This is a genomic window from Paraburkholderia bryophila (assembly GCF_013409255.1).
Taxonomy (GTDB): domain Bacteria; phylum Pseudomonadota; class Gammaproteobacteria; order Burkholderiales; family Burkholderiaceae; genus Paraburkholderia.
In genome coordinates, this window is record NZ_JACCAS010000002.1 from 3,243,063 (window position 1) to 3,265,982 (window position 22,920).

General features: G+C 64.7%; 22 protein-coding genes. 15 read left to right on the forward strand and 7 right to left on the reverse strand.

Translation table 11 applies throughout. From position 1 onward, the window contains the following. The first annotated feature begins 3 nt into the window (after window positions 1–3). Together cysS and GGD40_RS35365 are read left to right on the forward strand one after the other, a co-directional pair. A complete protein-coding gene (gene cysS, locus GGD40_RS35360) occupies window positions 4–1,380 on the forward strand; it encodes a cysteine--tRNA ligase (protein ID WP_179746849.1) in 1,377 nt (458 codons plus the stop codon). Between the two features lie 133 nt (window positions 1,381–1,513). Then, entirely contained in the window at window positions 1,514–1,906 is a 393-nt protein-coding gene (locus GGD40_RS35365; protein ID WP_179746850.1) for a carboxymuconolactone decarboxylase family protein, read from the forward strand. A 62-nt stretch (window positions 1,907–1,968) separates the two neighbouring features. Here the strand turns inward: GGD40_RS35365 and GGD40_RS35370 are convergent, their stop codons facing one another. Then, window positions 1,969–2,664, reverse strand: a complete 696-nt coding sequence (locus tag GGD40_RS35370) for an HAD family hydrolase (protein WP_179746851.1) — start codon at window positions 2,662–2,664, stop codon at window positions 1,969–1,971. Between the two features lie 242 nt (window positions 2,665–2,906). On the opposite strand from GGD40_RS35370, the gene GGD40_RS35375 reads away from it, so the two are divergent. From GGD40_RS35375 to GGD40_RS35405, 7 genes are all read left to right on the forward strand, one after another. After that, the gene (locus tag GGD40_RS35375; RefSeq protein WP_179713706.1) at window positions 2,907–3,227 is read left to right on the forward strand and encodes a YXWGXW repeat-containing protein; all 321 of its coding nucleotides are present in this window, start codon (window positions 2,907–2,909) and stop codon (window positions 3,225–3,227) included. 348 nt (window positions 3,228–3,575) lie between these two features. After that, on the forward strand, window positions 3,576–4,178 hold the full coding sequence (locus GGD40_RS35380) for an RNA polymerase sigma factor (RefSeq protein WP_081936370.1): 603 nt from the start codon (window positions 3,576–3,578) through the stop codon (window positions 4,176–4,178). Next, window positions 4,175–4,591 (forward strand): hypothetical protein, encoded by a 417-nt coding sequence (locus tag GGD40_RS35385; protein ID WP_179713704.1) that lies wholly within the window; start codon window positions 4,175–4,177, stop codon window positions 4,589–4,591. The genes GGD40_RS35380 and GGD40_RS35385 overlap by 4 nt, the downstream gene beginning before the upstream one ends. Then, window positions 4,588–5,151 (forward strand): periplasmic heavy metal sensor, encoded by a 564-nt coding sequence (locus GGD40_RS35390; RefSeq protein WP_179713703.1) that lies wholly within the window; start codon window positions 4,588–4,590, stop codon window positions 5,149–5,151. The genes GGD40_RS35385 and GGD40_RS35390 overlap by 4 nt, the downstream gene beginning before the upstream one ends. A 70-nt stretch (window positions 5,152–5,221) precedes the next feature. After that, window positions 5,222–6,814, forward strand: coding sequence for a DUF1800 domain-containing protein (locus GGD40_RS35395; protein ID WP_179746852.1), 1,593 nt, complete (start codon window positions 5,222–5,224; stop codon window positions 6,812–6,814). A 5-nt stretch (window positions 6,815–6,819) separates the two neighbouring features. Beyond that, window positions 6,820–7,962 (forward strand): DUF1501 domain-containing protein, encoded by a 1,143-nt coding sequence (locus GGD40_RS35400; RefSeq protein ID WP_179746853.1) that lies wholly within the window; start codon window positions 6,820–6,822, stop codon window positions 7,960–7,962. Window positions 7,963–8,035: 73 nt separating this feature from the next. Then, entirely contained in the window at window positions 8,036–8,251 is a 216-nt protein-coding gene (locus GGD40_RS35405; RefSeq protein WP_179713699.1) for a YXWGXW repeat-containing protein, read from the forward strand. Between the two features lie 67 nt (window positions 8,252–8,318). Here GGD40_RS35405 and GGD40_RS35410 read toward each other — a convergent pair whose 3' ends face one another. The 4 genes from GGD40_RS35410 to GGD40_RS35425 form a co-directional block, all read right to left on the reverse strand. Next, a complete protein-coding gene (locus GGD40_RS35410) occupies window positions 8,319–9,680 on the reverse strand; it encodes a sensor domain-containing diguanylate cyclase (RefSeq protein ID WP_184000871.1) in 1,362 nt (453 codons plus the stop codon). A 293-nt stretch (window positions 9,681–9,973) separates the two neighbouring features. Continuing rightward, window positions 9,974–11,218: an MFS transporter gene (locus GGD40_RS35415; RefSeq protein WP_218901397.1), complete on the reverse strand. Its 1,245-nt coding sequence runs from the start codon at window positions 11,216–11,218 to the stop codon at window positions 9,974–9,976. A 64-nt stretch (window positions 11,219–11,282) separates the two neighbouring features. Beyond that, the gene (locus GGD40_RS35420) at window positions 11,283–11,804 is read right to left on the reverse strand and encodes a flavin reductase (protein WP_179746855.1); all 522 of its coding nucleotides are present in this window, start codon (window positions 11,802–11,804) and stop codon (window positions 11,283–11,285) included. Continuing rightward, complete coding sequence (locus tag GGD40_RS35425; RefSeq protein WP_179746856.1) at window positions 11,797–13,200, reverse strand: LLM class flavin-dependent oxidoreductase; 1,404 nt, start codon at window positions 13,198–13,200, stop codon at window positions 11,797–11,799. The genes GGD40_RS35420 and GGD40_RS35425 overlap by 8 nt, the downstream gene beginning before the upstream one ends. Window positions 13,201–13,407: 207 nt before the next feature. On the opposite strand from GGD40_RS35425, the gene GGD40_RS35430 reads away from it, so the two are divergent. Further along, a complete protein-coding gene (locus GGD40_RS35430) occupies window positions 13,408–13,977 on the forward strand; it encodes a helix-turn-helix domain-containing protein (protein WP_035556953.1) in 570 nt (189 codons plus the stop codon). A 24-nt stretch (window positions 13,978–14,001) separates the two neighbouring features. On the opposite strand, the gene GGD40_RS35435 is transcribed toward GGD40_RS35430, so the two are convergent. Then, window positions 14,002–14,370 (reverse strand): BON domain-containing protein, encoded by a 369-nt coding sequence (locus GGD40_RS35435; protein WP_179714043.1) that lies wholly within the window; start codon window positions 14,368–14,370, stop codon window positions 14,002–14,004. A gap of 441 nt (window positions 14,371–14,811) precedes the next feature. Here GGD40_RS35435 and GGD40_RS35440 point away from each other — a divergent pair, with 441 nt between their 5' ends. Further along, window positions 14,812–15,606 carry an IclR family transcriptional regulator gene (locus GGD40_RS35440; protein WP_257030764.1) on the forward strand — a complete coding sequence of 265 codons (795 nt, stop codon included), beginning with the start codon at window positions 14,812–14,814 and terminating at the stop codon, window positions 15,604–15,606. 28 nt (window positions 15,607–15,634) lie between these two features. On the opposite strand, the gene GGD40_RS35445 is transcribed toward GGD40_RS35440, so the two are convergent. After that, window positions 15,635–17,446, reverse strand: a complete 1,812-nt coding sequence (locus tag GGD40_RS35445; protein ID WP_179746857.1) for an acyl-CoA dehydrogenase — start codon at window positions 17,444–17,446, stop codon at window positions 15,635–15,637. Between the two features lie 264 nt (window positions 17,447–17,710). On the opposite strand from GGD40_RS35445, the gene GGD40_RS35450 reads away from it, so the two are divergent. Genes GGD40_RS35450 through GGD40_RS35465 form a run of 4 tightly spaced genes read left to right on the forward strand, consistent with a single transcriptional unit; the run spans window position 17,711 to window position 22,799 of the window. Next, entirely contained in the window at window positions 17,711–18,484 is a 774-nt protein-coding gene (locus GGD40_RS35450) for an SDR family oxidoreductase (RefSeq protein WP_179713688.1), read from the forward strand. Window positions 18,485–18,507: 23 nt separating this feature from the next. After that, window positions 18,508–20,277: a long-chain fatty acid--CoA ligase gene (locus GGD40_RS35455; RefSeq protein WP_179746858.1), complete on the forward strand. Its 1,770-nt coding sequence runs from the start codon at window positions 18,508–18,510 to the stop codon at window positions 20,275–20,277. After that, complete coding sequence (locus GGD40_RS35460) at window positions 20,274–21,848, forward strand: class I adenylate-forming enzyme family protein (protein WP_179746859.1); 1,575 nt, start codon at window positions 20,274–20,276, stop codon at window positions 21,846–21,848. The genes GGD40_RS35455 and GGD40_RS35460 overlap by 4 nt, the downstream gene beginning before the upstream one ends. 45 nt (window positions 21,849–21,893) lie before the next feature. Beyond that, window positions 21,894–22,799 (forward strand): SDR family oxidoreductase, encoded by a 906-nt coding sequence (locus GGD40_RS35465; protein WP_179746860.1) that lies wholly within the window; start codon window positions 21,894–21,896, stop codon window positions 22,797–22,799. Window positions 22,800–22,920: the final 121 nt, after the last annotated feature.

The following is a 22,920-nucleotide window of genomic DNA, read 5'->3' on the forward strand; positions in this document are numbered from 1 at the left end:
ACCATGCCGCTCGCTCTCTACGACACCTGGTCGCGCACGTTGCGCCCGTTCACGCCGCTTCGACCGGATTACGTCGGCCTGTATGGCTGCGGCCCGACCGTGTATGACCACGCGCATATCGGCAATCTGCGAACGTACGTGTTCGAGGACGTGCTGCGCCGTGCGTTGGTGCAGAACGGCTACACCGTGCGGCACGTGGTGAATATCACCGACGTCGGTCATCTGGTCTCCGATGCGGACGACGGCGAGGACAAGATGGAGAAGGGCAGCCGGCGCACCGGCGAATCGGCGTGGGCCATTGCCGAACGCTACACCGCGGCGTTCCAGCACGACTGGCGCGCGTTGAACCTGCTGGAGCCGACGATCTGGTGCCGCGCGACCGATCACATCGCCGAGCAGATCGACTTCATTGCCGAACTCGAGCGCAACGGCTACACGTACCGCACGGCGGACGGCATCTACTTCGACACGGCCAGGCAGGACGATTACGGTTATCTCGCGCGGCTCGACATAACGGGTCTGCAGGCCGGCAAACGGGTGGCCGTGGGCGACAAGCGGCGCGCCACGGACTTCGCGCTGTGGAAGTTCAGCCCGCCCGGCAGTACGCGGCAGATGGAGTGGGAGAGTCCGTGGGGCGTCGGTTTTCCCGGTTGGCACATCGAGTGCTCGGCGATGTCGGCGAAGTATCTGGGCCCGTGGTTCGATATTCATTGCGGCGGCGAAGATCATATCGCCGTGCATCACAGCAATGAAATCGCGCAGACCCAGGCGCGCCACGGCACGCGGCTTGCCAACTTCTGGTTGCACGGGCATTTCCTGATGCTCGACGCGGGCAAGATGGCGAAGTCGGGTGGCGACTTCGTGCGCTTGCAGACCTTGATCGAGCGTGGCGTCGATCCGCTGGCTTATCGCTACCTGTGCCTGGGCGCGCATTACCGCAGCAGTCTGCGTTTCAACATGGAAGCGCTGGACGCCGCGCAAGCCGCGTTGGACCGCTTGCGTAAGGTGTATCGGCAATGGCCGGAGGGTGGGGCGCCGGACGCTGAGGCCGTTGCGCGTTTCAACGCCGAGGTCGATCAGGACCTGAACCTGCCGCGCGCGCTCGCCGTGTTGTGGGACGTGGTGCGAAGCGATTTGCCGGCGGCTACGCGACGGGCCACCCTGGATTGCTTCGACCGGGTGCTCGGGCTGCGGCTCGCGGACTGGCGCGAGGACGTAGTGACGATTCCCGCCGGGATCGCGCTGCTCGCCACGCAACGCGATGGAGCGCGGGCCGCGAAAAACTGGCGCGAGGCGGATCGGTTGCGTGAGCAGTTGAGAGTGGAGGGCTGGCGGGTGGAAGACAGTGCGGAGGGACAGGTACTGCGTCCGCTCGATTGATGGCTTCACGCGTCGACTTCGACGAGCGGCGAAACGGTGCCGCTTCGTACTAGCGCAATTCTGTGCACAATGAGCGGAAGCATGCGCGCTCGCGCATGCTTCGCCGATACCCGTCAGCCAGAAAGGAGCACGCATGAGCCAGCTTAAAGCCGTCGATTACGCCGCGGCATCGCCCGAAGTCAAAGCCGTGTACGACGACATCAAGCAGACCCGTCAGGTCGAGGACGTCAACAATTTCTGGAAGTTCATCGCCCAGCATCCGCCCACGCTCGCGCGCACCTGGGACAGCTTGAAAGACGTGATGGCGCCGGGCGCGCTCGATCCGCTGATCAAGGAATTGCTCTATGTCGCGGTGAGCGTGACGAACAACTGCGGTTACTGCGTGGCGAGCCATACGGCCGCCGCTCGCCGCGCCGGCATGACCGACGAGATGTTCGGCGAACTGCTGGCCGTGGTCGGCATGGCGAACGAGACCAACCGGCTGGCGGTGGGATACCGCGTGCTGATCGATCCGGCGTTTGAATAGAGGCTTGGGTAGGCGGTTGAGCACGCATTGATGCCAGCTGAATGCTCGCTTGACGCGCGCTCTTAACCCCCGTTATGCCCAGGCCATCCTGCAAGCAGCGCCGGCAGTTCGGCCATGTCGCGAAACACGTGCGCCGCGCCGACGCCATGCAGCGCGGTCACGCTGCTATGGCCGAGCTCCTGCGGGCAATAGCCGAACACGGTAGCGCCCGCAGCGACGCCCGCAGTCGCACCCGTCACCGTGTCTTCCACCACGGCGCAGCGCTTCGGGTCTACGCCCAATCCGGCGGCCGCGGCCAGGTAAACATCGGGAAACGGCTTGTTGCGCGGCGTTTCGTGACCGCTGAAAATGCGTCCTTCGAAGCAGTCGAGAATGCCGGCCTTCGCGAGTTGCAACTCCACCTTGATGCGATCCGCGCCGGACGCCACGGCAACGCGTGCATTCAACGTCGCGTGCAGCGCACGCACCGCCGACGCCGAGCCGGGAATCGCCACCAGCTCGCGTTCGAGTGCCGCATTGCGGCGCGCGCGAAACTGCATCAGCCACTCAGTGGTAATTGCGACGCCGGTACGCGCTTCGATCAGCGCCGCTTCGTCCCGCACCGCCTTGCCGACGAAAATGCGCATGGTTTCCGCCACGCTCAGGTGCCAGCCCAGCTCGCCGAGCATCTCGCACAGCACGCGGTTGGTGATCGGTTCGGAGTCGACGAGTACGCCGTCGCAGTCGAAGAGTACGGCGTCGAAAGGGAAATCGGCCATCAGGGAATGTAGAGAGAGGAGGTGGGGAAGCGGGAAAGCATACCTCACGGGTGGGCGATAACCATTCATTTGCATAACGTCTGCTGTCATCGAGCCAACAGCGGGCCGTCGATCACACAGTCGATCAGCCGATCTTCCACGCCATCAAACTTCCTGCCAAACAAAGCGACGGATTTTTCCCGCTGCCGCGTTCAACTAGAAACGAAGCCGCTTCTGACTTCGCCTCTTAGGGAGAAACCAACATGACATCGACCAGACCGGTCCGCCTGCTGAGCTCCGTGATTCTCGCCACGTTGACCTGCGCTGCGACGTTGACGGCCGCGCCGGCCTTTGCGCAAGCCGTGATCGTCGCGCCGATGGCGCCGCCGCCGCCGCGCGTCGAAGTGATGCCGGCGCCGCGTAACGGCTATGTGTGGGATCAAGGCCGCTGGCGTTGGGACCATGGCCGTTACGTGTGGGTGCGGGGCCACTGGCAACCGGTGCGCGTCGGTTATCACTGGGTGCCGGGTCATTGGGTGCAGCGCGGCCCGAACTGGCGCTGGGTCGAAGGCCATTGGGCATGAACCGTACGCGCCGTGGCAACCCATGACATGAGGGCTTCGGCGCGCTCGAACGCTTTACATGAATGAACCAGGCAAGTGCCATGAAAACGCTCGTGATAATTCTGCTGGCGGCTATGCTCGCCGGCTGTGTGGTCTACCCGGCGCGGCCGGCGGTTTATCGTCCAGCAGTCGTCGTATATTGATCGGGGCGTCGCGATCGCTGCGCGCCCAACCCGAAGTCAGAAAATGAAGCCAACGTGAGCAGCATCAGAAGGAGTGGCGGCAAGTGAACGACCTTCGTCCGACGACGCGATCCGCGCGGCCTCGGCAACCCCGGCCTCGACCGCCCGGGCCGCCGTGGCCTGAGCGATCCGCGCGACGCAGCCAGCTCGCCGCGGGGAGCGTCACGCCTTGAGCGAACGCGATCCCGACGCGGAACTGCTCGAACAGGTCGGCCGGCAAGATCCGGCCGCCGTGCGTTCGCTCGTCGCGCGTAAATTGCCGCGCCTGCTCGCGCTCGCCACGCGCATGCTGGGCGACCGCATGGAAGCGGAAGACGTGGCGCAGGAGGTGTTCGTGCGGATCTGGAAGCAGGCGTCGCGCTGGCGCGAAGGCGAGGCGAAATTCGACACCTGGGTCCATCGCGTCGCGCTCAATCTTTGCTACGACCGTTTGCGCGGCCGGCGCGAAGATCCGTACGACGAACTGCCGGACGAGGCCGATCCCGCCGCGCTGCCCGACGCGCAACTCGAAGCGCGCGCCCAGGACGAGCGGGTACGCACCGCGCTCGCCGCGCTGCCGGCGCGGCAACGCGAGGCGCTGGTGCTCAACTACTACCAGGAAATGTCGAACATCGACGCTGCCGCCCTGATGGGCATCACCGTCGATGCGTTGGAAAGCCTGCTGGCACGCGCGCGCCGCAATCTGCGCGCTCAACTGGCCGGCAGCGGCCTTAGCAAGGACACATCATGACGCCCGAAAGATTTCATCAGATCGTCGAGGCCTATGGCGCCGATGCGCGCCGCTGGCCGCAAGCGGAGCGCGCGGCGGCGCAGGCGTGGGCCACGTTGCATCGCGCCGAAGCCGACGCGGTGCTGACCGAGGCCGCCGGCCTCGATGCGTGGCTCGCCGCAGACAAGGTCGAGCCGCCGGGCGCGGCGCTGCGCGAGCGGGTGATCCGCAGCGCGCCGGTGCGCCAGCCGGCCGCGCCACGGCGCTGGTGGTGGTCGGGCGCGGCCGTGGCGGGCGTCGGCCTGCTGGGCGGCGCGGCCGGCGCGTTCGCCGTGTCGTTCTTCGTGCTGACCGAATCGGTGCCGCCAGTGCATGAGTCTTCTTATTTAACTTCGAGCTTCGGTGGGACCTCCGCCGATTGGAGCGGCGAATGAACGGCCGGTCATTGAAATTCGTGCTGGCGGCGTCGCTGGTGGTCAATGTGTTTCTGTTCGGCGCGATCGTGGGCGGCGCGTATCAGTGGCTCGCGGCGCACCGCGCGACGGCGGCGGTGACGGCGCAGCAGCGCGCGCTGCGTTTCGCCGCCGAGCCGTTGTCCGCCGAGCGACAGCAGGCCTTTATCGCCGGCTTGAAGCAGGCGCGCCGCGACGGGCGCGACTTTGCCCGCGAGGGTAAGGAAGGGCGTCGTGAAGTGTTGCGCCTGCTGGCCGCGCCGCAGTTCGATCGCGCGGCGCTGGACGCGGCGCTCGCCCGCACGCGCGCCGCCGACAGCAATCTGCGCGCGAACGTGGAAGCCAGCGTGGCGGATTTCGCGGCGACGCTGTCGCCCGAGGAGCGCGTCGAGTTTGCCGACAGCCTCAAGGTGCGCGGTCAATGGCGCGAAACCGCACCGCCGCCGAAGGCGAAGAAGCCGGCCGATCAGCCGAACCAGCCAAACCAGGCCAACTCGCAGAACCCGCCGAACCCGACTTCGAGTGGATCGTCGGCGAATTAAAAAGCAGTCGTACGCGACGGATTTTCAGGCGCGGGGCGTTTAAGCCATATCGAACGCCGAAGAGGATGGTATGGCCAACTCACCGAACCTGAATGCCGCCGCGATTGCACTGAATCGCTTCGGCCTGGGCGCGCGGGCCGACGACACGCCGCCCGCCGACCCGAAGGGCTGGTTGCTCGCGCAACTGGAGCAGTACCAGCCGCGGCCTGCCGCGTGGGCGAGCCAGCCGAACTCGGTGGCGCTGTCCACCGAGTTGCTGCAGCAGCGCATGGAGCTCAATCAGCAGAACCGCCAGAATCCGGCCGCCGATGCGGCGGGGAATCAGACGCTCAACCAGACGCCCAACCAGGCGAATGCGCAGCCCGCACCGCGGCCCGGCGCGCAAGCCAGGCTCCAGCAGAACGCGCAAACAGCCCAGCAAACCGACGCGGCAAACCCACCGCAAGACGCCGCTCAAACCGCTAAGCAAGCCGAACGGAAAGCCATTCGCGGCGAAATACTCGACCTGTACCGCTCATCGGTGAATGCGCGAGTGGAGAGTGCGTTGACCACGCCGACGCCGTTCGTCGAGCGGCTGGTGCATTTCTGGGCCAATCACTTTGCGGTCTCCACCGAAAAGCCCGGCGTCGCCGCGCTGGCCGGTTCGTTCGAAGCCGAAGCGATTCGCCCACACGTGCTCGGCCGTTTCGAGGACATGCTGGTCGCGGTCGAACGTCATCCGGCCATGCAACTGTTTCTCGATCAGACGCGTTCGGTCGGACCGGACAGCATGGCCGCGCTGCGCGCCGAGCAACGCAATCCGGAGCGCAAACGCGGCCTGAACGAAAATCTCGCACGCGAAATCATGGAGCTGCACACGCTCGGCGTGCGCAGCGGCTATAGCCAGGACGACGTCACCGAGTTCGCGCGCGCGCTGACCGGCTGGAGTCTCGCCGCCGGCAACGGCAAAGGCGCTGGCGGCGGCAATGCGCGACGCTTCGGCGCGCAGCCCGACGCCGCGCCCGGCACGTTCGTGTTTCGCGCCGCGCTGCACGAGCCGGGCTCGCGGACCATCATGGGTCGTCGCTACGACCAGCCTGGCGAAGAGCAGGCGCTCGCGATCCTGCACGACCTCGGCGCCGCACCGGCGACGGCACAGCATATCGGCGGCAAACTGGCGCGGCATTTCGTGGCCGACAATCCGCCGCCCGGCGTGACGGAGCGGCTCGCCAGCGCGTTCGAGCGCAGCGGCGGCGATCTGCCGACGGTCTATCGGGCGCTCATCGACAGTCACGAAGCGTGGTCGCCCACGGCCGTGAAGTTCAAGACGCCGTGGGAGTGGACCATTTCGTCGATGCGCGGGCTCGGCTGGCAGGACCTCGGCAAGCTGCAGACCGCACCGATTCTCACGCAGCTCGGCCAGCCGGTCTGGCGGCCTGGCTCACCTGCCGGTTACGACGACATTGCCGCGAGCTGGGCCGCGCCCGACGCGCTGGTGCGCCGGGTCGAGATGGCGCAGCGTTTCGCGTCGCGTGTCGGCGACCGGCTCGATGCCCGCTCGCTCGGTCAGACCTTGACGGCCGGTTCGCTCAGCGAGCCGACCGCGACGGCGGTGTCGCGGGCCGAGAGTGCCTCGACGGCGATCGCGCTGTTGCTGGTGTCGCCGGATTTTCAACGGAGATGAATGCCATGTTGTCACGCCGCAAATTTCTGAGCGTCGCCGCTGCGGGCGCGGGCGCGATGCTCGTGTCGCCGCAGATCGTGTTCGCGAGTGTCGCCACCGATCGCCGTTTCGTCTTCGTGATCCAGCGCGGCGCGGCCGACGGGTTGAACATCGTCGTGCCGTACGCCGATCCCGCTTATGCGAGCCTGCGTGGCGCGCTGGCGATCGATACGTCGAACGCGGCGAAGCTCGACGGCACGTTCGCGTTGCATCCGGCGCTCGCGCAAACCGCGTCGATGTATGCCAACCGCCAGGCGCTGTTCGTGCACGCGGTGGCGTCGCCGTATCGCGACCGCTCGCATTTCGACGGCCAGAACGTGCTGGAGACCGGCGGCACCGCGCCGTATCAGATGAAGGACGGCTGGCTGAACCGGCTCGTCGCCCAGTTGCCCGCCACGCGCGAAAACGCGATCGCCTTTGCGCCGACCGTGCCGATGGCGCTGCGCGGCGCGGCGCAGGTGACCTCGTATGCGCCGTCGGCGTTGCCGCAAGCGCCCGACGATCTGCTCGCGCGCGTCGCGCAACTCTATGACCGGGACGCGCAGTTGCGTCCGCTGTGGGATTCGGCAATGGCGGCACGCGGCCTCGCGGGCGACGCCGGCGCGCGTCAGGACCCGGCCAGCCTCGGCAAGCTCGCCGCGGGTTTTCTGTCGCGCGACGACGGCCCGCGTATCGCGATGATCGAAACCGGCGGCTGGGACACGCATAGTGCGCAGAACCCGCGTCTGGCCAATCAGTTGAAAGCGCTCGACACGATGCTCGCGTCGTTGCGCGACGGCATGGGGCCGTTGTGGAGCAAAACCACGGTGCTGGTGGCGACGGAGTTTGGACGGACCGCCGCCGCTAACGGCACGGGTGGGACGGACCACGGCACGGGATCGGTGGCGATGGTGCTGGGTGGTTCAGTGGCGGGCGGACGGGTGATCGCGGATTGGCCCGGCCTCGCGCCGCATGCGCTTTATGAAGCGCGTGACCTGAAACCGACCACGTCGCTGGATGCAGTGATTGCCGGTACCGCTGGTGAAAGTCTTGGGCTCGATCCGCAGCGCACGGCTAGTGCGTTGTTCGGTTCAACCGCGCGGCCGCTGACGGGGGTCGTGCGGGCGTAGAAGAAGCAGAAGCAGGAAGTAGGAACAGAAAGCAGAAAACCGGTTCACCTAAAAAACACTCAGGAGAGGAAAAATGAAAATCAGATCGTCTGTACGCGCCGTTTCGATTGCGGGTCTTTGTGCCGCCGTCTTGTCCGCTTGCGTGGTGGAACCGGCCCGGCCGGCGCAGCCCGCGCCGCTCGTCGAAGTCGTTCCGGCCGCGCCCGCGCCGGGCTATCACTGGGTGAAGGGCCATTACCGTTGGGAAGGCAATCACTGGCAATGGGTCCCGGGCCACTGGGTGGGTTGATTGAGTTGGGTGAGCGGCGGCGCAGTTGAAAAAGCCGCCGCCTCTGCTGCGGTATTTCAATTCGTCCTCAAGCCGCCACGCGATTCCGCCCGGCGTCCTTCGCACGATAAAGCGCCGCGTCGGCCTGCGCGAGCAGCACGTCCGGCGCCGCCAACTCGCTGTTGCGCGTGGTGGCGATTCCTACCGACACCGTCACCCGGCCGGCCGGCGTAAACGGCGCCGCCACGCCGCGCTGCACGACCGCCACGCGCAATCGTTCCGCCAGTTGACTGGCCATCTGCGCGCCGCAATCCGGCAACACCACGACGAACTCCTCTCCGCCAAAACGCGCGATGAAGTCGCCGTTGCGCCGCAGGCTCGACTGCAATACGGCGGCCACGGCGGTCAGCGTGTCGTCGCCGTGCAGATGGCCCAACGTATCGTTGAAAAGTTTGAAGTGGTCGATGTCCACCATCATCAGCGAAAGCGGATACGCGGACGCTTGCGCGCGCGCCAGTGCTTCCGGATAGCGCTCGTCGAAGTAGCGGCGGTTGTACAGGCCGGTGAGGCCGTCGCGCGCGGCGAATTCGCTCAGCCGCGCGTTGGCGGTGTGCAATTCGCGGTACAGGTGGCTGATTTCCCAGATCAGCACGCCGAGCACGGTGCTAGACGCCAGCACCGATGCGACGCGTGCGACGTACCAGCCGATGCTGAAGCGCGAGTTCGCCGCGAGCGTCATGACGATATCGCCGAGACCGGCAAGCATCGCGACGCCGAGCCACAGATCGAGCATGGTGCGCAAACGCGTCGAGGCGACGAGGCAAATCAGCGCCGCCGCACTGATGAGCGCGATGCCGATTCCTGACGGGCTATGCGGCAGCCGCGCATACGACTCGCCGCTGACCAGCGCCGGCAGCGCGTCCGTGTGGCGGATCGCGACGTAGCAGACCAGCATCGACAGCAGCAGCGGGCCGCCGAATAGCACGCCGCCCGCGCGTGCCGCGGCGCCCGGCGCGACCAGCGGCGCGGGAAAACGCCGCCGCACCCACAGCGCGACCACCACCAGCAGCGGCGAGCCGCCGTGCCAGAACGCCCAGATCCAGACCGCGCTTTGCGGACTCGCACCGAGCAGGCCGCTGGCCGAGAACACGCCCGGAAACGCCAGCAACTGCACGGCGACGGTGAAGGCCGTGTACACGTAAGCACCGGCGAGAGCGGCCAGAAAGGCGGCTCGCGTGATCATGAATTGCGTCCACAGCAGGTAGGCGGTGAGGCCTTCCGTTGCGATGACGGCCATCGTGAAGAGCGGCAGGAACGGTGCGATCGTCGTCGCCGGCAGACGCGCGACCGGCAGCACCGCGAGCACCGTGCCCAGAATCAATCCGGAAACCGCGAACGCAGCAAGACGGTGGCGGCGGTTGACCGCCAGGCTCATGATGCTGCTTTTCATGCGACGAATAGAGTGGGGGGTGAAAGGACTGCGAAAGGGTTTGCGCGGTCAGGCCGGAGCTTCGCCTTTCAGGCAAGCGCGCATTTTATCGGCTGATCGCGACTTGGTCATGAAGAAATATGAGCCGTCACGTCGGCGCTGGTATGAGGATTGATGCGGATCAGTGCGGGTTTTAGGCGGAATTGAAGCGAATAGGCGCTGCTGTAGGGAAGCTAGGATCGCTAACTTTTCTTCAGTCCATTGCGGATTGATGGCGTGCTCAGCTGGCCACTACTTCCGGTTCGACTTCCCGCTCAACGCCGCCCGCCCGCGAGCCGCCGCGCGTCCGGCAACGCACGCAGACGCAGCATCGCGACACAGCCGAGCAGCGGGCCGATCGCCAGCATGCTGAAAGCGCCGCGCCAGCCGGCCAGCGCGACCACGTCCGGCACCAGATGGATGCTGACGAGCGTCAGCAGAAAACCCGCGCAGGTTTGTGCGGTGAGCAGCGTGCCGATCGACGCCGGCTCCGCCAGTTCCGCGATGCTCGCAGAAAACTGCGCCGAATCGGCGATCACCGACACGCCCCAGCACAGCGCGACCGTCGCGATCAGCCACACCGGCGCGCCGGGCAGCCAGCCCATCAGCGCGGCGCAGGCGCCGCTCATTGCCATCGCGCCGACCGTCAGCGTGGTGCGGCCGAGGCGATCCGCCAGCACGCCGCCGAGCCACGCGCCGAGCGCGCCGGCCGCGACCGCGCCGAAGGTCAGCCATTCGGCGGCCACGCGCGGCTGCGGCATGCCGGCCGCCGCGAAGCTCGTCTGCAGGAACACGGCGAGCCAGGCCCACATCGCGTAAAGCTCCCACATGTGGCCGAGATAGCCGAGATTCGCGAGCCGCAGCGCCGGGTTGCGCCATGCGGCGGCGAGCGCCGTCCAGTCGATGCGGACCGCGCGCGCCATGCCCGGCCCGACGTCGCACAGCAGGATCGCGACGCCGGCCAGCAACGCGCAGGCCGCCGAAATGCCGTAGATCGCGCGCCAGTTCGAGCCGCCGAGCGCCGCCAGCAGATGCGGGCTCGCCGAGCCGAAGGTGAGGGCGCCGACCAGCAGCCCGATCAGCAGGCCCAGATCGCCCTTGGCCCAAGTGGCCGCGAGCCGCATGCCGACCGGATAGACCCCCGCCATGCAGATGCCGGTGATAAAGCGCAGCACGATCGCGAGCGGACTCGCCGGCGCAATGAACGCGAGCGACGCCGTGACCGCGCCCGCCGTCAGCGCGCTGGCCATGAAGAGTCGTCGCGGATCGAAGCGGTCGGCGAGCGACAGCAGCGCGCTCGTCACCGTGCCCGCGACGAAGCCGGCCTGCACCGCGCTGGTCAGCAAGGTGGCTTGCAACGCGGAGAGTCCTTGCGCCTGTTTGACGATCGCCACGACCGCCGACGACGAAAACCACACGCTCATCGCGCCGACCTGGCAGAGCAGCAGGATGACCAGCGAACGCGTTTTGCCCGCCATCGCGGCGAGCGGCGGGGACGGGGTGGCCGGAGCGTTTTTCATGCGGGGCGTGGGCCGGGTGGCGTGATCTTGAGCGATGTTTCGTGGGGCTTTCGCGGGGCTTCGGTCATGCCGCCGATTCAGCGGCATGCGCCGCATGAACGGAGCGCGCGCCGACCCGATGGTAACGGCGGCCGTAGTAGATCAGCGCATCGCCGGCGCCCTGCGTCTGCACGGCTTTCACCGCGCAAAAGAAGACGGTGTGAGTACCGATCTCAGTCACCGATTCGATCTCGCAGTCCAGCGACGCGAGCGCGCCATCCAGCGCCGGCGCGCCGGTCGTCAGCGTGTTCCATTGCGCGGCGGCGAAGCGTTCGTCGACCGGTAGCGCGCTGCTGGCGAAATGCGCCGCGAGCGCCTGCTGTTCGGCGCTCAACACGTTGACGCAAAGCTGGCCGTTGGCGCGAAACGCCGCGTTATTGCGGCTGCTGCGATTGATGCAGACCAGCAGCGTGGGCGGCTCGTCCGTCACGCCGCACACCGCCGACGCGGTGCTGCCGGCGCGACCTGCCACGCCGTCGCTGGTGACGATGTTGACGGCCGCGCCGAGTCCGGCCATGGCGTCGCGGAAGCTGAGCTTATCAAGCATGAGCGTCTCCCTCGGAGACCGGCTGCGCGGCCGCGCAGGCCGGCGAGCGAAAACGTGCCGCTGTGTGCGTGGCGGGCAAACGCGCGTGACCGAACAGCTTCTCACGCAACGTGCCGTCGCGATACGCGCGCTTATACGCCCCTCGCTCCTGCAACACCGGCACGACCAGTTCGATGAAATCCTCGAAGCATTCCGGCGCGACCGTGCGCGACAGATTGAAGCCATCCACGCCGGTTTCCTCGGTCCATGCGATCAGTTCGTCGGCGATCCGTTCGGCCGAGCCGACGAGCGGCGCCTGACGGCTGCCCAGCACCATCTGTTCGAGCAGTTTGCGTTTGGTCCATTGCGGCCCGGCGGCGCGCGTCATCGCCTCGATGTTCGAGACGATCGCCTGGCTCTTGCCGGTCTCGATCGGTTCGTCGAGGTCGTAGCGTGCGAAGTCGATACCGAGCGACGCCGCCGCATGCACGAGCGCCGCTTCCGAACTGACGTAACGCTGATACTCCGCGTACTTGTCCTGCGCGTCGCGATCCGTGCGGCCCGTTATGATGGTTTGGCCGAGCAGCACCTTGATATCGTCCGCGCGACGGCCGGCGGCCACGGCATGCGCGCGAATATCGTCGACGATGGCTTTGACCGCGGGCTTCGCCTGGCCGTTGACGAACACGCACTCCGCGTGCGCCGCGGCGAACTGCTTGCCGCGTGTGGAGGAACCCGCCTGATACAGCACCGGCGTGCGCTGCGGCGACGGTTCGCTCAGATGCATCGCATCGACCCGATACTGCTTGCCGTGATGATGGATCACATGCACCTTCGACGCGTCCGCGTAGAGGCGCTGCTCCCGGTCGCACAGCACTGCGTCGTCTTCCCAACTGCATTCCCACAGTTTGTAGACCAGTTCCATATATTCGTCGGCGAGGTCGTAGCGGTCGTCGTGCGCCATCTGGCCGGTGAGGCCGATCGCGCGCGACGCGCTGTCCAGATAACCGGTGACGATGTTCCAGCCGACCCGGCCGCGCGTCAGATGATCGAGCGTGGACATGCGGCGCGCGAACAGATACGGCTGCTCGACCGAGAGATTCGACGTGACGCCGAACGACAGATGCTGCGTGACTGCCGCCATGGCCGGGATCAGCAGCGTCGGATCGTTGACCGGCACCTGGACCGCGCCGCGAATCGCCGCGTCGGGATTGCCGCCGTAGACGTCGTAGACGCCCGCCACGTCCGCGAAAAAGATGCCGTCGAACAGGCCGGCTTCCAGCGTGCGGGCGTAGTCGGTCCAGTACTGCAGGTCCCGATAGCGGGTGGACTGATCGCGTGGATGCGTCCAAAGGCCTTGCTGGATGTGACCGACGCAGTTCATGTCGAACGCGTTGAGTACGATTTCCTTCGGCATGGTGTCTTCCGGTTCGGGTGGACCAGGACGCTGGTGGTAGTGGTTCGTTTAATATAGTGGACGAAAAATCACTATGCAAGACAATGATTCCGGGCTTTAATCGGGGCAATGCGTGGGGCCGACGCGGCTCTTCCAGCCTTAGTCGTAACCCCGCAAAACACGTCGATATAATTCGCCGGTGCCTACTTTGTCGAACTCTCCGCTGCCATGTCCGAATCCGTTGCTGTCGATCTGACCCAGGCAATCTCGTCGCGCGTGAAGACCGAACGCGAGGCGCGTAACTGGTCGTTAAGCGAACTGGCGGAGCGCTCCGGCGTTTCGAAGGCGATGATCAGCAAGATCGAGCGCGGCGAGGCGAGTCCCACCGCGACGGTGCTCGGGCGTTTGTCGGGCGCGTTCGGCTTGACCTTGTCGACCTTGCTCGCGCTCGCCGAGCAGACCGGCGAACGGCTCGCACGCCACGCGCAGCAAGCGGTCTGGCAAGACCCTGAAACGGGCTATATCCGGCGGCGCATTTCGCCGCCCACCGGCGGCGTGCTCGAACTACTGGAGATCGAATTGCCCGTGGGCGTGAAAGTCCCGTATCCGTCGGATGCGTTCGTGTTTCAGCATCAGCAGATCTGGGTCACGCAAGGGGTGTTGACGTTTCGGGAAGGCCGGCAGATTTACCGGCTCGAAGCGGGGGATTGTCTGCAACTCGGCGCGCCGGCCGAATGCGAATTCTTCAATGCGGGCGACGAGGTGTGCCGCTACCTCGTCGGCCTGGTTCGACGTTAAGTACGTCGGATAGCGCCCTGGCGTTTAACCGCCGCCACCGCCCTGTGTGCCGATGGTGATCTTGTTGTTCACCGACTTCACGCCGGCCACACCCTTCGCGACTTCTTCCGCTTGCGGAATCTGTGCGCCGTTAGGCACCGATCCCGTCAACGTTACCGCACCGCCGCGAGCCCGGACAAACACGTTCGAAACGTCGAAGCCCTGGGCTTTCGCCAATGCTTTGCGCACTTGCAGGCCCAACGTGCGGTCCGTCTTCTTCACGGATTTTGCACTCGGCGCCGCCATGCCCATGTCGCCGGACGCCATCGCATCGCTCGCCTGGGCATAGGCGCTGGACGCCGTCGCCACACACAATGCAATGCCGAGCGCCTTCAAAAGATTGACTGTTTTCACGTTTTCTCCATCCTCGAAAAGTTGATGTCGCTTCGTTGCATGCAAAAAACCACGCGCTTGCGAGCACTTTTCTGCCCACGAGGAGCACCCTGTCTTGTAGAAGAGTGAGGCTGCGGCGCTCCCGGCGCGCTTAAACAATACTCCAGCCAACGCGCTCATGCTGGAAAAACTGGCCGCGGTGTGGTGTGTTTCGATGCGCCCGCCAGGATGCTTTCGACGCGCCAGGGTGGCCGTTCAGAGCGCGCAATGTTTCAGACTATAATTCCGCGACCCGGATCGCCGACGATCCTTGGGCGCGGTGTGTCCTTCAAATACAGCCGTTTCGCGGGAGCGCGTTTCGTTTTGAGCAAAACCCCTCACAGCCCGGCCGATCGTCCTGCCGACAGCCCCGATGTCGCCGATCCGGCGCACGCGTCGGCTGCCTCCGCCGCGACGCCTGCGTTGCTCGCTAGTCGCACCGCACACGAAGCGCATAAGGACGACCGGCACTTCGTCACGGCACTCGCGCGCGGACTCGAAGTTCTCGCGTGTTTTCGTTCGGGCGACAAGTCGCTGAGCAATCAGGAACTGGCGCAGCGCTGCCGGCTGCCGAAGTCTACGGTCTCCCGCCTGACCCATACGCTCACGTTGCTCGGTTATCTGATTCATCTGAAAGAGAGCGGTAAATACCGGCTCGGTACGGCTTCGCTGGCATTGGGCAGTGCGATGCTGGCGCGCCTCGACGTGCGCAAGATCGCGAGGCCGGTCATGCAGGAACTGGCCGATATCTCCGGCGCGACGGTGTCGTTGGGCACGCGCGACCGGCTCTCGATGATCTACGTGGAGAACTGCCGCGGTTCGGTCGCCCTCACGTTGACGCTCGAAGTCGGCTCGCGCATTCCGGTCGCCACGTCCGCGATCGGGCGTGCCTGGCTGGCGGCGATTCCCGAGCACGATCGTCTCAACTTCATGGAGCAGGTGCGCGAACTCGATCACGTTGCATGGCCCAAAACCCGCCGTGGCATTGAAAAAGCGCTCGACGATTACAGCACGCTCGGTGTGACGACTTCGTTCGGCGACTGGCAGAAAGACGTGAACGGCATTGCTCGTGCATTCCAGCCGGGCGGCGAACTGCCCATCATGGCGATCAATGTGGGCGGTCCGTCATTCAAGCTTTCGAAAGAGTTTCTGCTCGAAGAAGTGCGGCCGCGCCTGATCGACGTGGTGACGCAACTGGAAACGGCGCTGTCGCATTGAGCGGCCGCGTGCTGAATAAACCACTACATCAGAACCACTGCGGCGCCATGCTGAGCGTGGTGTCGTCCAGACCACGCAACGTGGTGAGCATCAGCGAGACACGCGGCAATTCCCAGCGGAAGAACCATTGGCACGCGTGCAGCTTGCCGCGATAGAAATCCATGTCCGCCGTGTTGCTCGCCTTCGGTAGCGCGGCGCTCGCAACGATCGCCTGCCGCAACCACGTCCACGCCACCACGATATGACCGAATGCTTCGAGAAAAGCATTCGCATTGGCGAGCGCGCGTTCGCTTTCGTGGGCGAGCGTGGGCAGCAACGCCTCCACCGTCCCGGTCAATTCGCGCCATGCCTGACTCAACGCCTCCGCATGCGCTTGCAGCGGCGCATGAGCATGAGCGTGCGCGGCCTCCAGGGTGCGTTCAATTTCGCGTTCCAGTTGCTTGAGCGCGGCACCCTGTTTCATCACCACTTTGCGGCCCAGCAGATCGATTGCCTGAATGCCGTGGGTACCTTCGTGAATCATGTTCAGACGGTTGTCGCGATAGAACTGCTCGACCGGATATTCGCGCGTATAACCGTAGCCGCCGTGAATCTGGATCGCGAGGCTATTCGCTTCGAGACACCATTGCGACGGCCAGGATTTCACCACCGGCGTCAGCAGATCGAGCAGCAGGCCCGCTTCGGCGCGCGCGGTATCGCTCTCGCCGGTGTTCTGTTCGTCGACGAGACGCGCCGCGTACAGACACAATGCATACGCGCCTTCCACATAGGCTTTTTGCGCTAGCAGCATGCGGCGCACGTCCGCATGTTCGATCAGCGGCAGTTGCGGATCGAGCGGGTTCTTGTTGTCCGGGCGACGTCCTTGCGGCCGTTCGCGCGCATAGTCGAGCGACGCCAGATAGCCGCGATAGCCCAGCATCACCGCGCCGAGACCGACGCCGATACGCGCCTCGTTCATCATGTGGAACATGCAGGCGAGACCCTGATGTGGTTCGCCAACCAGCTCGCCAATACACTCGCCATGCTCGCCGAACGACAGCATGGTCGACGTCGTGCCGCGCCATCCCATCTTGTGAATCAGCCCGGCGAGCGCGACGTCGTTGCGCGCACCGCGGCTGCCGTCTTCATTGACGTGGTACTTCGGCACCGTGAAGAGCGAAATGCCTTTGACGCCCGGCGGCCCGCCGGGAATCCGCGCGAGCACGAGGTGCACGATGTTCTCGCTCAGTTCGTGGTCGCCGCCTGAAATGAATATCTTGTTGCCGCGAATCGAGTAAGTGCCGTCTGCGTTGAGCGTGGCGCTGGTGACGAGATCGGACAGGCTCGAACCGGCTTGCGGTTCGGTGAGTGCCATGGTCCCGAACGCGCGGCCTTCGAATAGCGCCTGCAGGTACTTGCGCTTTTGCACCGCGCTGCCGAAACGTTCGATGACATTCGCATTCGCCGTGGTCAGCATCGCGTAAGACGAGGTGGCGATGTTGGCGCTCTTGAAGAGCGACAGGCAGGCAAACGAAATCACCGACGGCAATTGCATGCCGCCCCATTCGTAGTCTTTGCCCGCGGCGAGAAAACCGGTGGCGCGCAATGCGTCCAGCGCCTCTTTTACTTCGGCCGGCAGGGTGACCCGTTCACCGTCGAATTGCGGTTCATGTTCGTCGGACAGGCGGTTGTGCGTGGCGAACTTTTCGGCGGCGACCGCGTGCGCGGTATCGAGCGCTGCGTTGAAGGTCTCGCGGCTGTGGTCCGCGTGCCGCGCGCGACGGGTGAGCGTCTCCGCCTCGAGCACCTCGAACAACTGGAACTCCAGATCCCGCGAGTTGATGATCAGCGCATCTTGCATGAAAGAAGACCTGTTCGAAGATAAGCCGCTATGCAGAACAGCTAGACAGGGTGTGCGAAAAACACACCGCCAGGGTTCCGTACAGCGCGATGGAAAAGCGCGGTATTCGGGTAAGTCCTGATCATCCGCCGATCAACGACGCATGCCAGTCTATAACAAAAGTGAATGGGCGTGCTTTTATTTACAGGCCGAATTCCGGCACGTATGATGGTCGAAAAAACTGGAATACCAATCTGCATTGCAGAACAAATGGAGGAGCATAGGATGTCTGTGAAAGACCTGTTTCAACTGGACGGCAAGGTTGCACTGATCACCGGCGGTTCGCGTGGACTCGGCCTGCAAATGGCCGAAGCACTCGGCGAAATGGGCTGCCGTGTCGCCATCACCGCGCGCAAGACGGACGAGTTGGCGCAAGCCAAAGAACATCTGCAAAGCCGCGGTATCGAAGTGCAGACGGTGGTCAACGATCTGCAGCGTTTCGAGGGCATTCCGGGGCTGGTCGATGAAGTGCTGGGTGTGCATGGCCGCATCGATATTCTGGTGAACAACGCGGGCGCGACGTGGGGCGCACCCGCCGAAGACTATCCCGACGAAGCGTGGCACAAGGTGATGAACCTGAACGTCAACGCGCCGTTCTTCCTCGCACGAGAAGTCGGTAAGCGCAGCATGATTCCGCGGCGGGCGGGCAAGATTGTCAATATCGCTTCGGTGGCTGGATTGAAGGGTTCGCCGCCTGGCATGAATACGATCGCGTACAACACGTCGAAGGCCGCGGCGATCAATTTCACGCGAGCGCTCGCGGCCGAATGGGGCAAGTACAACATCAACGTCAACGCGATCTGCCCAGGGTTTTTCCCGTCGAAGATGTCGGCGGGATTGCTCGATCAACTCGAAGACACCATCGTCTCGCGCACGCCGTTGCAGCGTCTGGGCGGCGACGAAGATCTCAAGGGCCCGATTGTGTTTCTCGCGAGTGAAGCGTCGCGTCATATCACCGGCCAGTATTTCGCGGTGGATGGTGGGTCTATCATCGTTTGAGCGGCGGGTCGACAGGAGACGTCATGAATCAACTTCATCATCCGCATTGGCCGCCGCAAGTGCCGTTGCATCTGACGCTGCCGGAAACCAATCTGTTCTATAACGCCGAGGTCTCGGCGGCGCGCTTTCCCGACAAACCGTTTATCCTCTTCTACGACACCCCGATCACGTTCGCCGAGTTCAAGGACGAGGCTGAGCGGGTCGCCGGTTTTCTGCAGCACGAGTGCCACGTCAAGGCGGGCGATCGCGTGTTGCTGTATATGCAGAACAGTCCGCAATGGATCGTCGCGTATTACGGCATTCTGCGGGCGAATGCCGTCGTGGTGCCGGTCAACCCGATGAACCTGGGCGTCGAGTTGGCGCACTACGTCGAGGACAGCGGGGCGACTACGATCATCGCGCCGCAGTGTCTGTTTCCAAATGTCGAGCCGTTGATCGGCAGCGGGCCGGGGCAGGGTATCGAGCACGCAATCGTCGCTACGTATAGCGATTATCTGAAGCGGCCGTCGCCGCTTGCCGTGCCGGAATTCGTCGCGGCGCCGCGCAAAACGTTCACGATTCCCGGCGTCACGCCGTGGCAGGACGTACTCGATCGACGCTTTACGCCCGGGCCGCTCACGAGCCGTGCCGACGATCTGTGCGTGATGCCGTATACATCCGGCACGACAGGCAAACCGAAGGGTTGCATGCATACGCATCGCAGCGTGATGAGCACGCTGCTGGGCGGCTGCGTGTGGTTCGCGGCGCCGTCGGATGGGGTGTATCTGTCGGTGTTGCCGCTGTTTCACGTGACCGGCATGCAGGGCGGCATGAACGCCGCGATTTATTCCGGCGCGACCATTGTGCTGATGCCGCGCTGGGATCGCGAAACCGCCGCGCAATGCATGCAGCGCTATCGCGTGACCGCGTGGCAGTCGATCTCCACGATGATGGTCGACTTTCTGTCGAACCCGAAACTCGGCGACTACGATCTGTCGAGCCTGAGCGGCGCGCGCGGCGGCGGCGCGGCCATGCCCGACGCGATTGCGAAGAAACTCAAGGCGCTGACCGGGCTCGATTACGTCGAAGGCTACGGCATGACCGAAACGATTGCCGGCACCCACATCAACCCGCCGCATCGTCCGAAAGCGCAGTGCCTCGGCATTCCCGTGTTCGACGTGGATTCGCGCGTGATCGATCCGGCTTCGCTACAGGAATTGCCGCAAGGCGAAACCGGCGAGATCGTCGTGAATGCACCGCAAGTCATGCAAGGCTATTGGCGCAATCCGAAGGCGACCGAAGAAGCGTTCGTCGAACTCGACGGCAAGCGCTTTCTGCGCACCGGCGACCTGGGGCATATCGACGAAGACGGTTATTTCTTCATGACCGACCGTCTGAAGCGGATGATCAACGCGTCCGGCTACAAGGTGTGGCCGGCGGAAGTGGAGGCGCTGATGTACCGGCATCCGGCGATTCACGAGGTGTGTGTGATCGGCGTGAAAGACGAGAAGCGCGGCGAGACGGTAAAGGCGCTGGTGGTCGCCGACGAAGCGCATGCGGGCACGCTCACCGAGCAGGACGTTATCGACTGGTCGCATGAGCAGATGGCGCCGTACAAGGCGCCGCGGATTGTCGAGTTCGTGACGTCGTTGCCGAAATCGGGCAGCGGCAAGATTTTGTGGCGCAAGTTGCAGGAGGAAGACGCGGCGCGCGCGGCGGCGGCTCGTAGTGGTAACAGCAATGGCAACGGCAACGGCAATGGCAACGGCAACGGCAATGGCAACGGCAACGGCAACGGAGGCGCATCGCAATGACATGGCTCGATGCGTTAGTGGATGAACCGTTCGTCTGCATTACGGATATGCTGCGTCGCTTCGCCGGCGAGCGCGGCGACCACGCGGCCTTGATCTGCGGTGGAGAAGTGCTGAGCTACGCCGCGCTCGACGCGCGCGTCGAGCGTTTTGCCGCCGCGTTGCAGCGCGACGGTATTCAGCCTCGCGATGCGATTGCGTTGTGCGCGGGCGCGTCGGTGGATTACGCGGTGGCGTTTCTCGGCGGCTTGCGTGCCGGGGCCGCGGTGGCGCCGCTTGCGCCTTCGTCGAGTGCGGCCAGTCTGGTCAGCATGATCGGCAATTCCGGCGCGCGGCTGCTGTTTCTCGACGCCGACGTGAAGCGCCTGCTCGAACCGGTCGCCGCGCAAATCAGCGCCACGCCGATCGCGCTGGATTCGCACGCGGGCAGCCTCGCGCTCGATACGTGGCTCGCGCCGCAAGGCGCCGTGGCCGCCGCCGTGACAATCGATCCCGCGTGGCCGTTCAACATCATCTATTCGTCCGGCACCACGGGCACGCCGAAAGGCATCGTGCAGTCGCACGGCATGCGTTGGGCGTACGCGGCACGCAGCATTCAGCGCGGCTATGGTCCCGACGCCACGACGCTGATCTCCACACCGCTGTATTCGAACACCACGCTGGTGAGCTTCATGCCGACGCTGACGTTCGGCGGCACGGTGGTGTTGATGCCGAAGTTCGAGGCCACGCGTTATCTGGAACTCGCGCAGCAACACCGCGTCACGCACACCATGCTGGTGCCGGTGCAGTATCAGCGGCTGATGGCGCATCCGGAATTCGATCGCTACGACCTCTCCAGCTTCCAGGCGAAGTTCTGCACCAGCGCGCCGTTCGCGGCGAGCATCAAGGCGGACGTGGTGCGCCGCTGGCCCGGCCGGCTCACCGAGTACTACGGCATGACCGAAGGCGGCGGCTCGTGCCAGCTGGAGGCCGACGTGTATCCGACCAAACTGCACACGGTCGGCCAACCGGTGGAAGGCCACGATGTCCGTCTGATCGACGAGCTCGGGCGCGAAGTCGCGGCGGGCGAGGTCGGTGAAATCGTCGGCCATTCGCCGGCGATGATGACCGGCTATTACCGGCAGCCCGAGAAGACCGTCGAGGCGGAATGGTACGACCCGAGCGGCAAGCGCTTTATCCGTACCGGCGACATGGGCCGCTTCGACGTCGATGGGTTTCTGACGCTGCTCGATCGCAAGAAAGACATGATCATCTCCGGCGGCTTCAATGTGTATCCGAGCGATCTGGAGGCGGAACTGCGCGAACATCCGGACGTCGCGGATGTGGCCGTGATCGGTACGCAATCGGAGCAATGGGGCGAGACGCCGGTCGCGTTCGTGGTGCGCCGTCCACTTGCACAAATCGATGAAGACACGTTGCTCGCATGGGTCAATGCGCGGGTCGGCAAGATGCAGCGGCTGTCCGCGCTGACGTTTGTCGACAGTTTGCCGCGCAGTCCGATCGGCAAGGTGTTGAAGCGCGAATTGCGCGAGCGGTTTTATCCCGCTGCGCACGAGGGAAAAACGTCGGCGTAGCCGAACCCATACTGAAGCGGGCAGCACCAACCACGGGACAAACGCATGGACAATTTCGCAGACAAGGTTGCGGTGATCACGGGTGCCGGTTCCGGCTTCGGCCGGGAATTCGCGCGGCTCGGCACGAAACTCGGCATGCGTCTCGTGCTGGCCGACGTGCAGCAAGACGCGCTCGACGAAACTTTCGCCGAAGTCGAAGCGGCCGGTGCGAAGGCCATTGCGCGTCGCGTCGACGTCGCAAAGGGCGACGAGATCGATGCGCTGGCGCGCGACACACTGGCCACGTTCGGCAGCGTGCATCTCGTGTTCAACAACGCGGGCGTGGGCGGCAGCGGCGGGCTCGTGTGGGAAAACACCGAACGCGACTGGCAGTGGCTGCTCGGCGTCAATCTGTGGGGCGTGATTCACGGCGTGCGCGCGTTCACGCCGCTGATGCTGGACGCCGCGAAACGCGACCCGGCGTATCGCGGGCATATCGTCAACACGGCGTCCATGGCCGGCATGCTCAATCCGCCGCTGATGGGGCCGTACAACACGTCCAAGCATGCGGTGGTGTCGCTGACGGAATCGCTGTACCAGGATCTGTCGCTGGTCACGCAGCAGGTGGCGTGCTCGGTGTTGTGTCCGTATTTCGTGCCGACGGGGATCGCGAAAGCGCAGCGCAACCGTCCGTCGGAACTTGAGAACGATGTGCCGCCGACGCTCTCGCAACGCGTGGCGCGAGCGCTGAGCGAGAAGGCGGTGAGTTCGGGTAAGGTGAGCGCGGAAGAGGTCGCGACGATGGTGTTCGATGCGATCCGCGCCGAGCAGTTTTATATTTTCTCGCATCCGCAGGCGCTCGCCGCGGTGAAAACCCGTGCGGACGATATCGTCACGCCGCGCAATCCGACCGATCCGTTTGTCGAGCGGCCACAAGTACGCGAGCAGATTATCGAAGCGTTGAAGGGCTAGTGAGCGAAACCGGCGTGACGCACGCCGGCTTCTCGAATCAAAACGCGCTTAAAGAAATCCGCAAGAAAAAGGCGCCGTCTGAATGAACTTCAAACGGCGCCTTTCTTTTCATCCAGCCTCA

Coding starts and splice junctions, on each gene's coding strand:
- GGD40_RS35465 (WP_179746860.1), top strand. CDS start 21,894: ATGGACAATTTCGCAGACAAGGTTGCGGTGATCACGGGTGCCGGTTCC.
- GGD40_RS35365 (WP_179746850.1), top strand. CDS start 1,514: ATGAGCCAGCTTAAAGCCGTCGATTACGCCGCGGCATCGCCCGAAGTC.
- GGD40_RS35450 (WP_179713688.1), top strand. CDS start 17,711: ATGTCTGTGAAAGACCTGTTTCAACTGGACGGCAAGGTTGCACTGATC.
- GGD40_RS35370 (WP_179746851.1), bottom strand. CDS start 2,664: ATGGCCGATTTCCCTTTCGACGCCGTACTCTTCGACTGCGACGGCGTA.
- GGD40_RS35385 (WP_179713704.1), top strand. CDS start 4,175: ATGACGCCCGAAAGATTTCATCAGATCGTCGAGGCCTATGGCGCCGAT.
- GGD40_RS35410 (WP_184000871.1), bottom strand. CDS start 9,680: ATGAAAAGCAGCATCATGAGCCTGGCGGTCAACCGCCGCCACCGTCTT.
- GGD40_RS35405 (WP_179713699.1), top strand. CDS start 8,036: ATGAAAATCAGATCGTCTGTACGCGCCGTTTCGATTGCGGGTCTTTGT.
- GGD40_RS35425 (WP_179746856.1), bottom strand. CDS start 13,200: ATGCCGAAGGAAATCGTACTCAACGCGTTCGACATGAACTGCGTCGGT.
- GGD40_RS35455 (WP_179746858.1), top strand. CDS start 18,508: ATGAATCAACTTCATCATCCGCATTGGCCGCCGCAAGTGCCGTTGCAT.
- GGD40_RS35395 (WP_179746852.1), top strand. CDS start 5,222: ATGGCCAACTCACCGAACCTGAATGCCGCCGCGATTGCACTGAATCGC.
- cysS (WP_179746849.1), top strand. CDS start 4: ATGCCGCTCGCTCTCTACGACACCTGGTCGCGCACGTTGCGCCCGTTC.
- GGD40_RS35445 (WP_179746857.1), bottom strand. CDS start 17,446: ATGCAAGATGCGCTGATCATCAACTCGCGGGATCTGGAGTTCCAGTTG.
- GGD40_RS35400 (WP_179746853.1), top strand. CDS start 6,820: ATGTTGTCACGCCGCAAATTTCTGAGCGTCGCCGCTGCGGGCGCGGGC.
- GGD40_RS35375 (WP_179713706.1), top strand. CDS start 2,907: ATGACATCGACCAGACCGGTCCGCCTGCTGAGCTCCGTGATTCTCGCC.
- GGD40_RS35415 (WP_218901397.1), bottom strand. CDS start 11,218: ATGAAAAACGCTCCGGCCACCCCGTCCCCGCCGCTCGCCGCGATGGCG.
- GGD40_RS35390 (WP_179713703.1), top strand. CDS start 4,588: ATGAACGGCCGGTCATTGAAATTCGTGCTGGCGGCGTCGCTGGTGGTC.
- GGD40_RS35420 (WP_179746855.1), bottom strand. CDS start 11,804: ATGCTTGATAAGCTCAGCTTCCGCGACGCCATGGCCGGACTCGGCGCG.
- GGD40_RS35460 (WP_179746859.1), top strand. CDS start 20,274: ATGACATGGCTCGATGCGTTAGTGGATGAACCGTTCGTCTGCATTACG.
- GGD40_RS35430 (WP_035556953.1), top strand. CDS start 13,408: ATGTCCGAATCCGTTGCTGTCGATCTGACCCAGGCAATCTCGTCGCGC.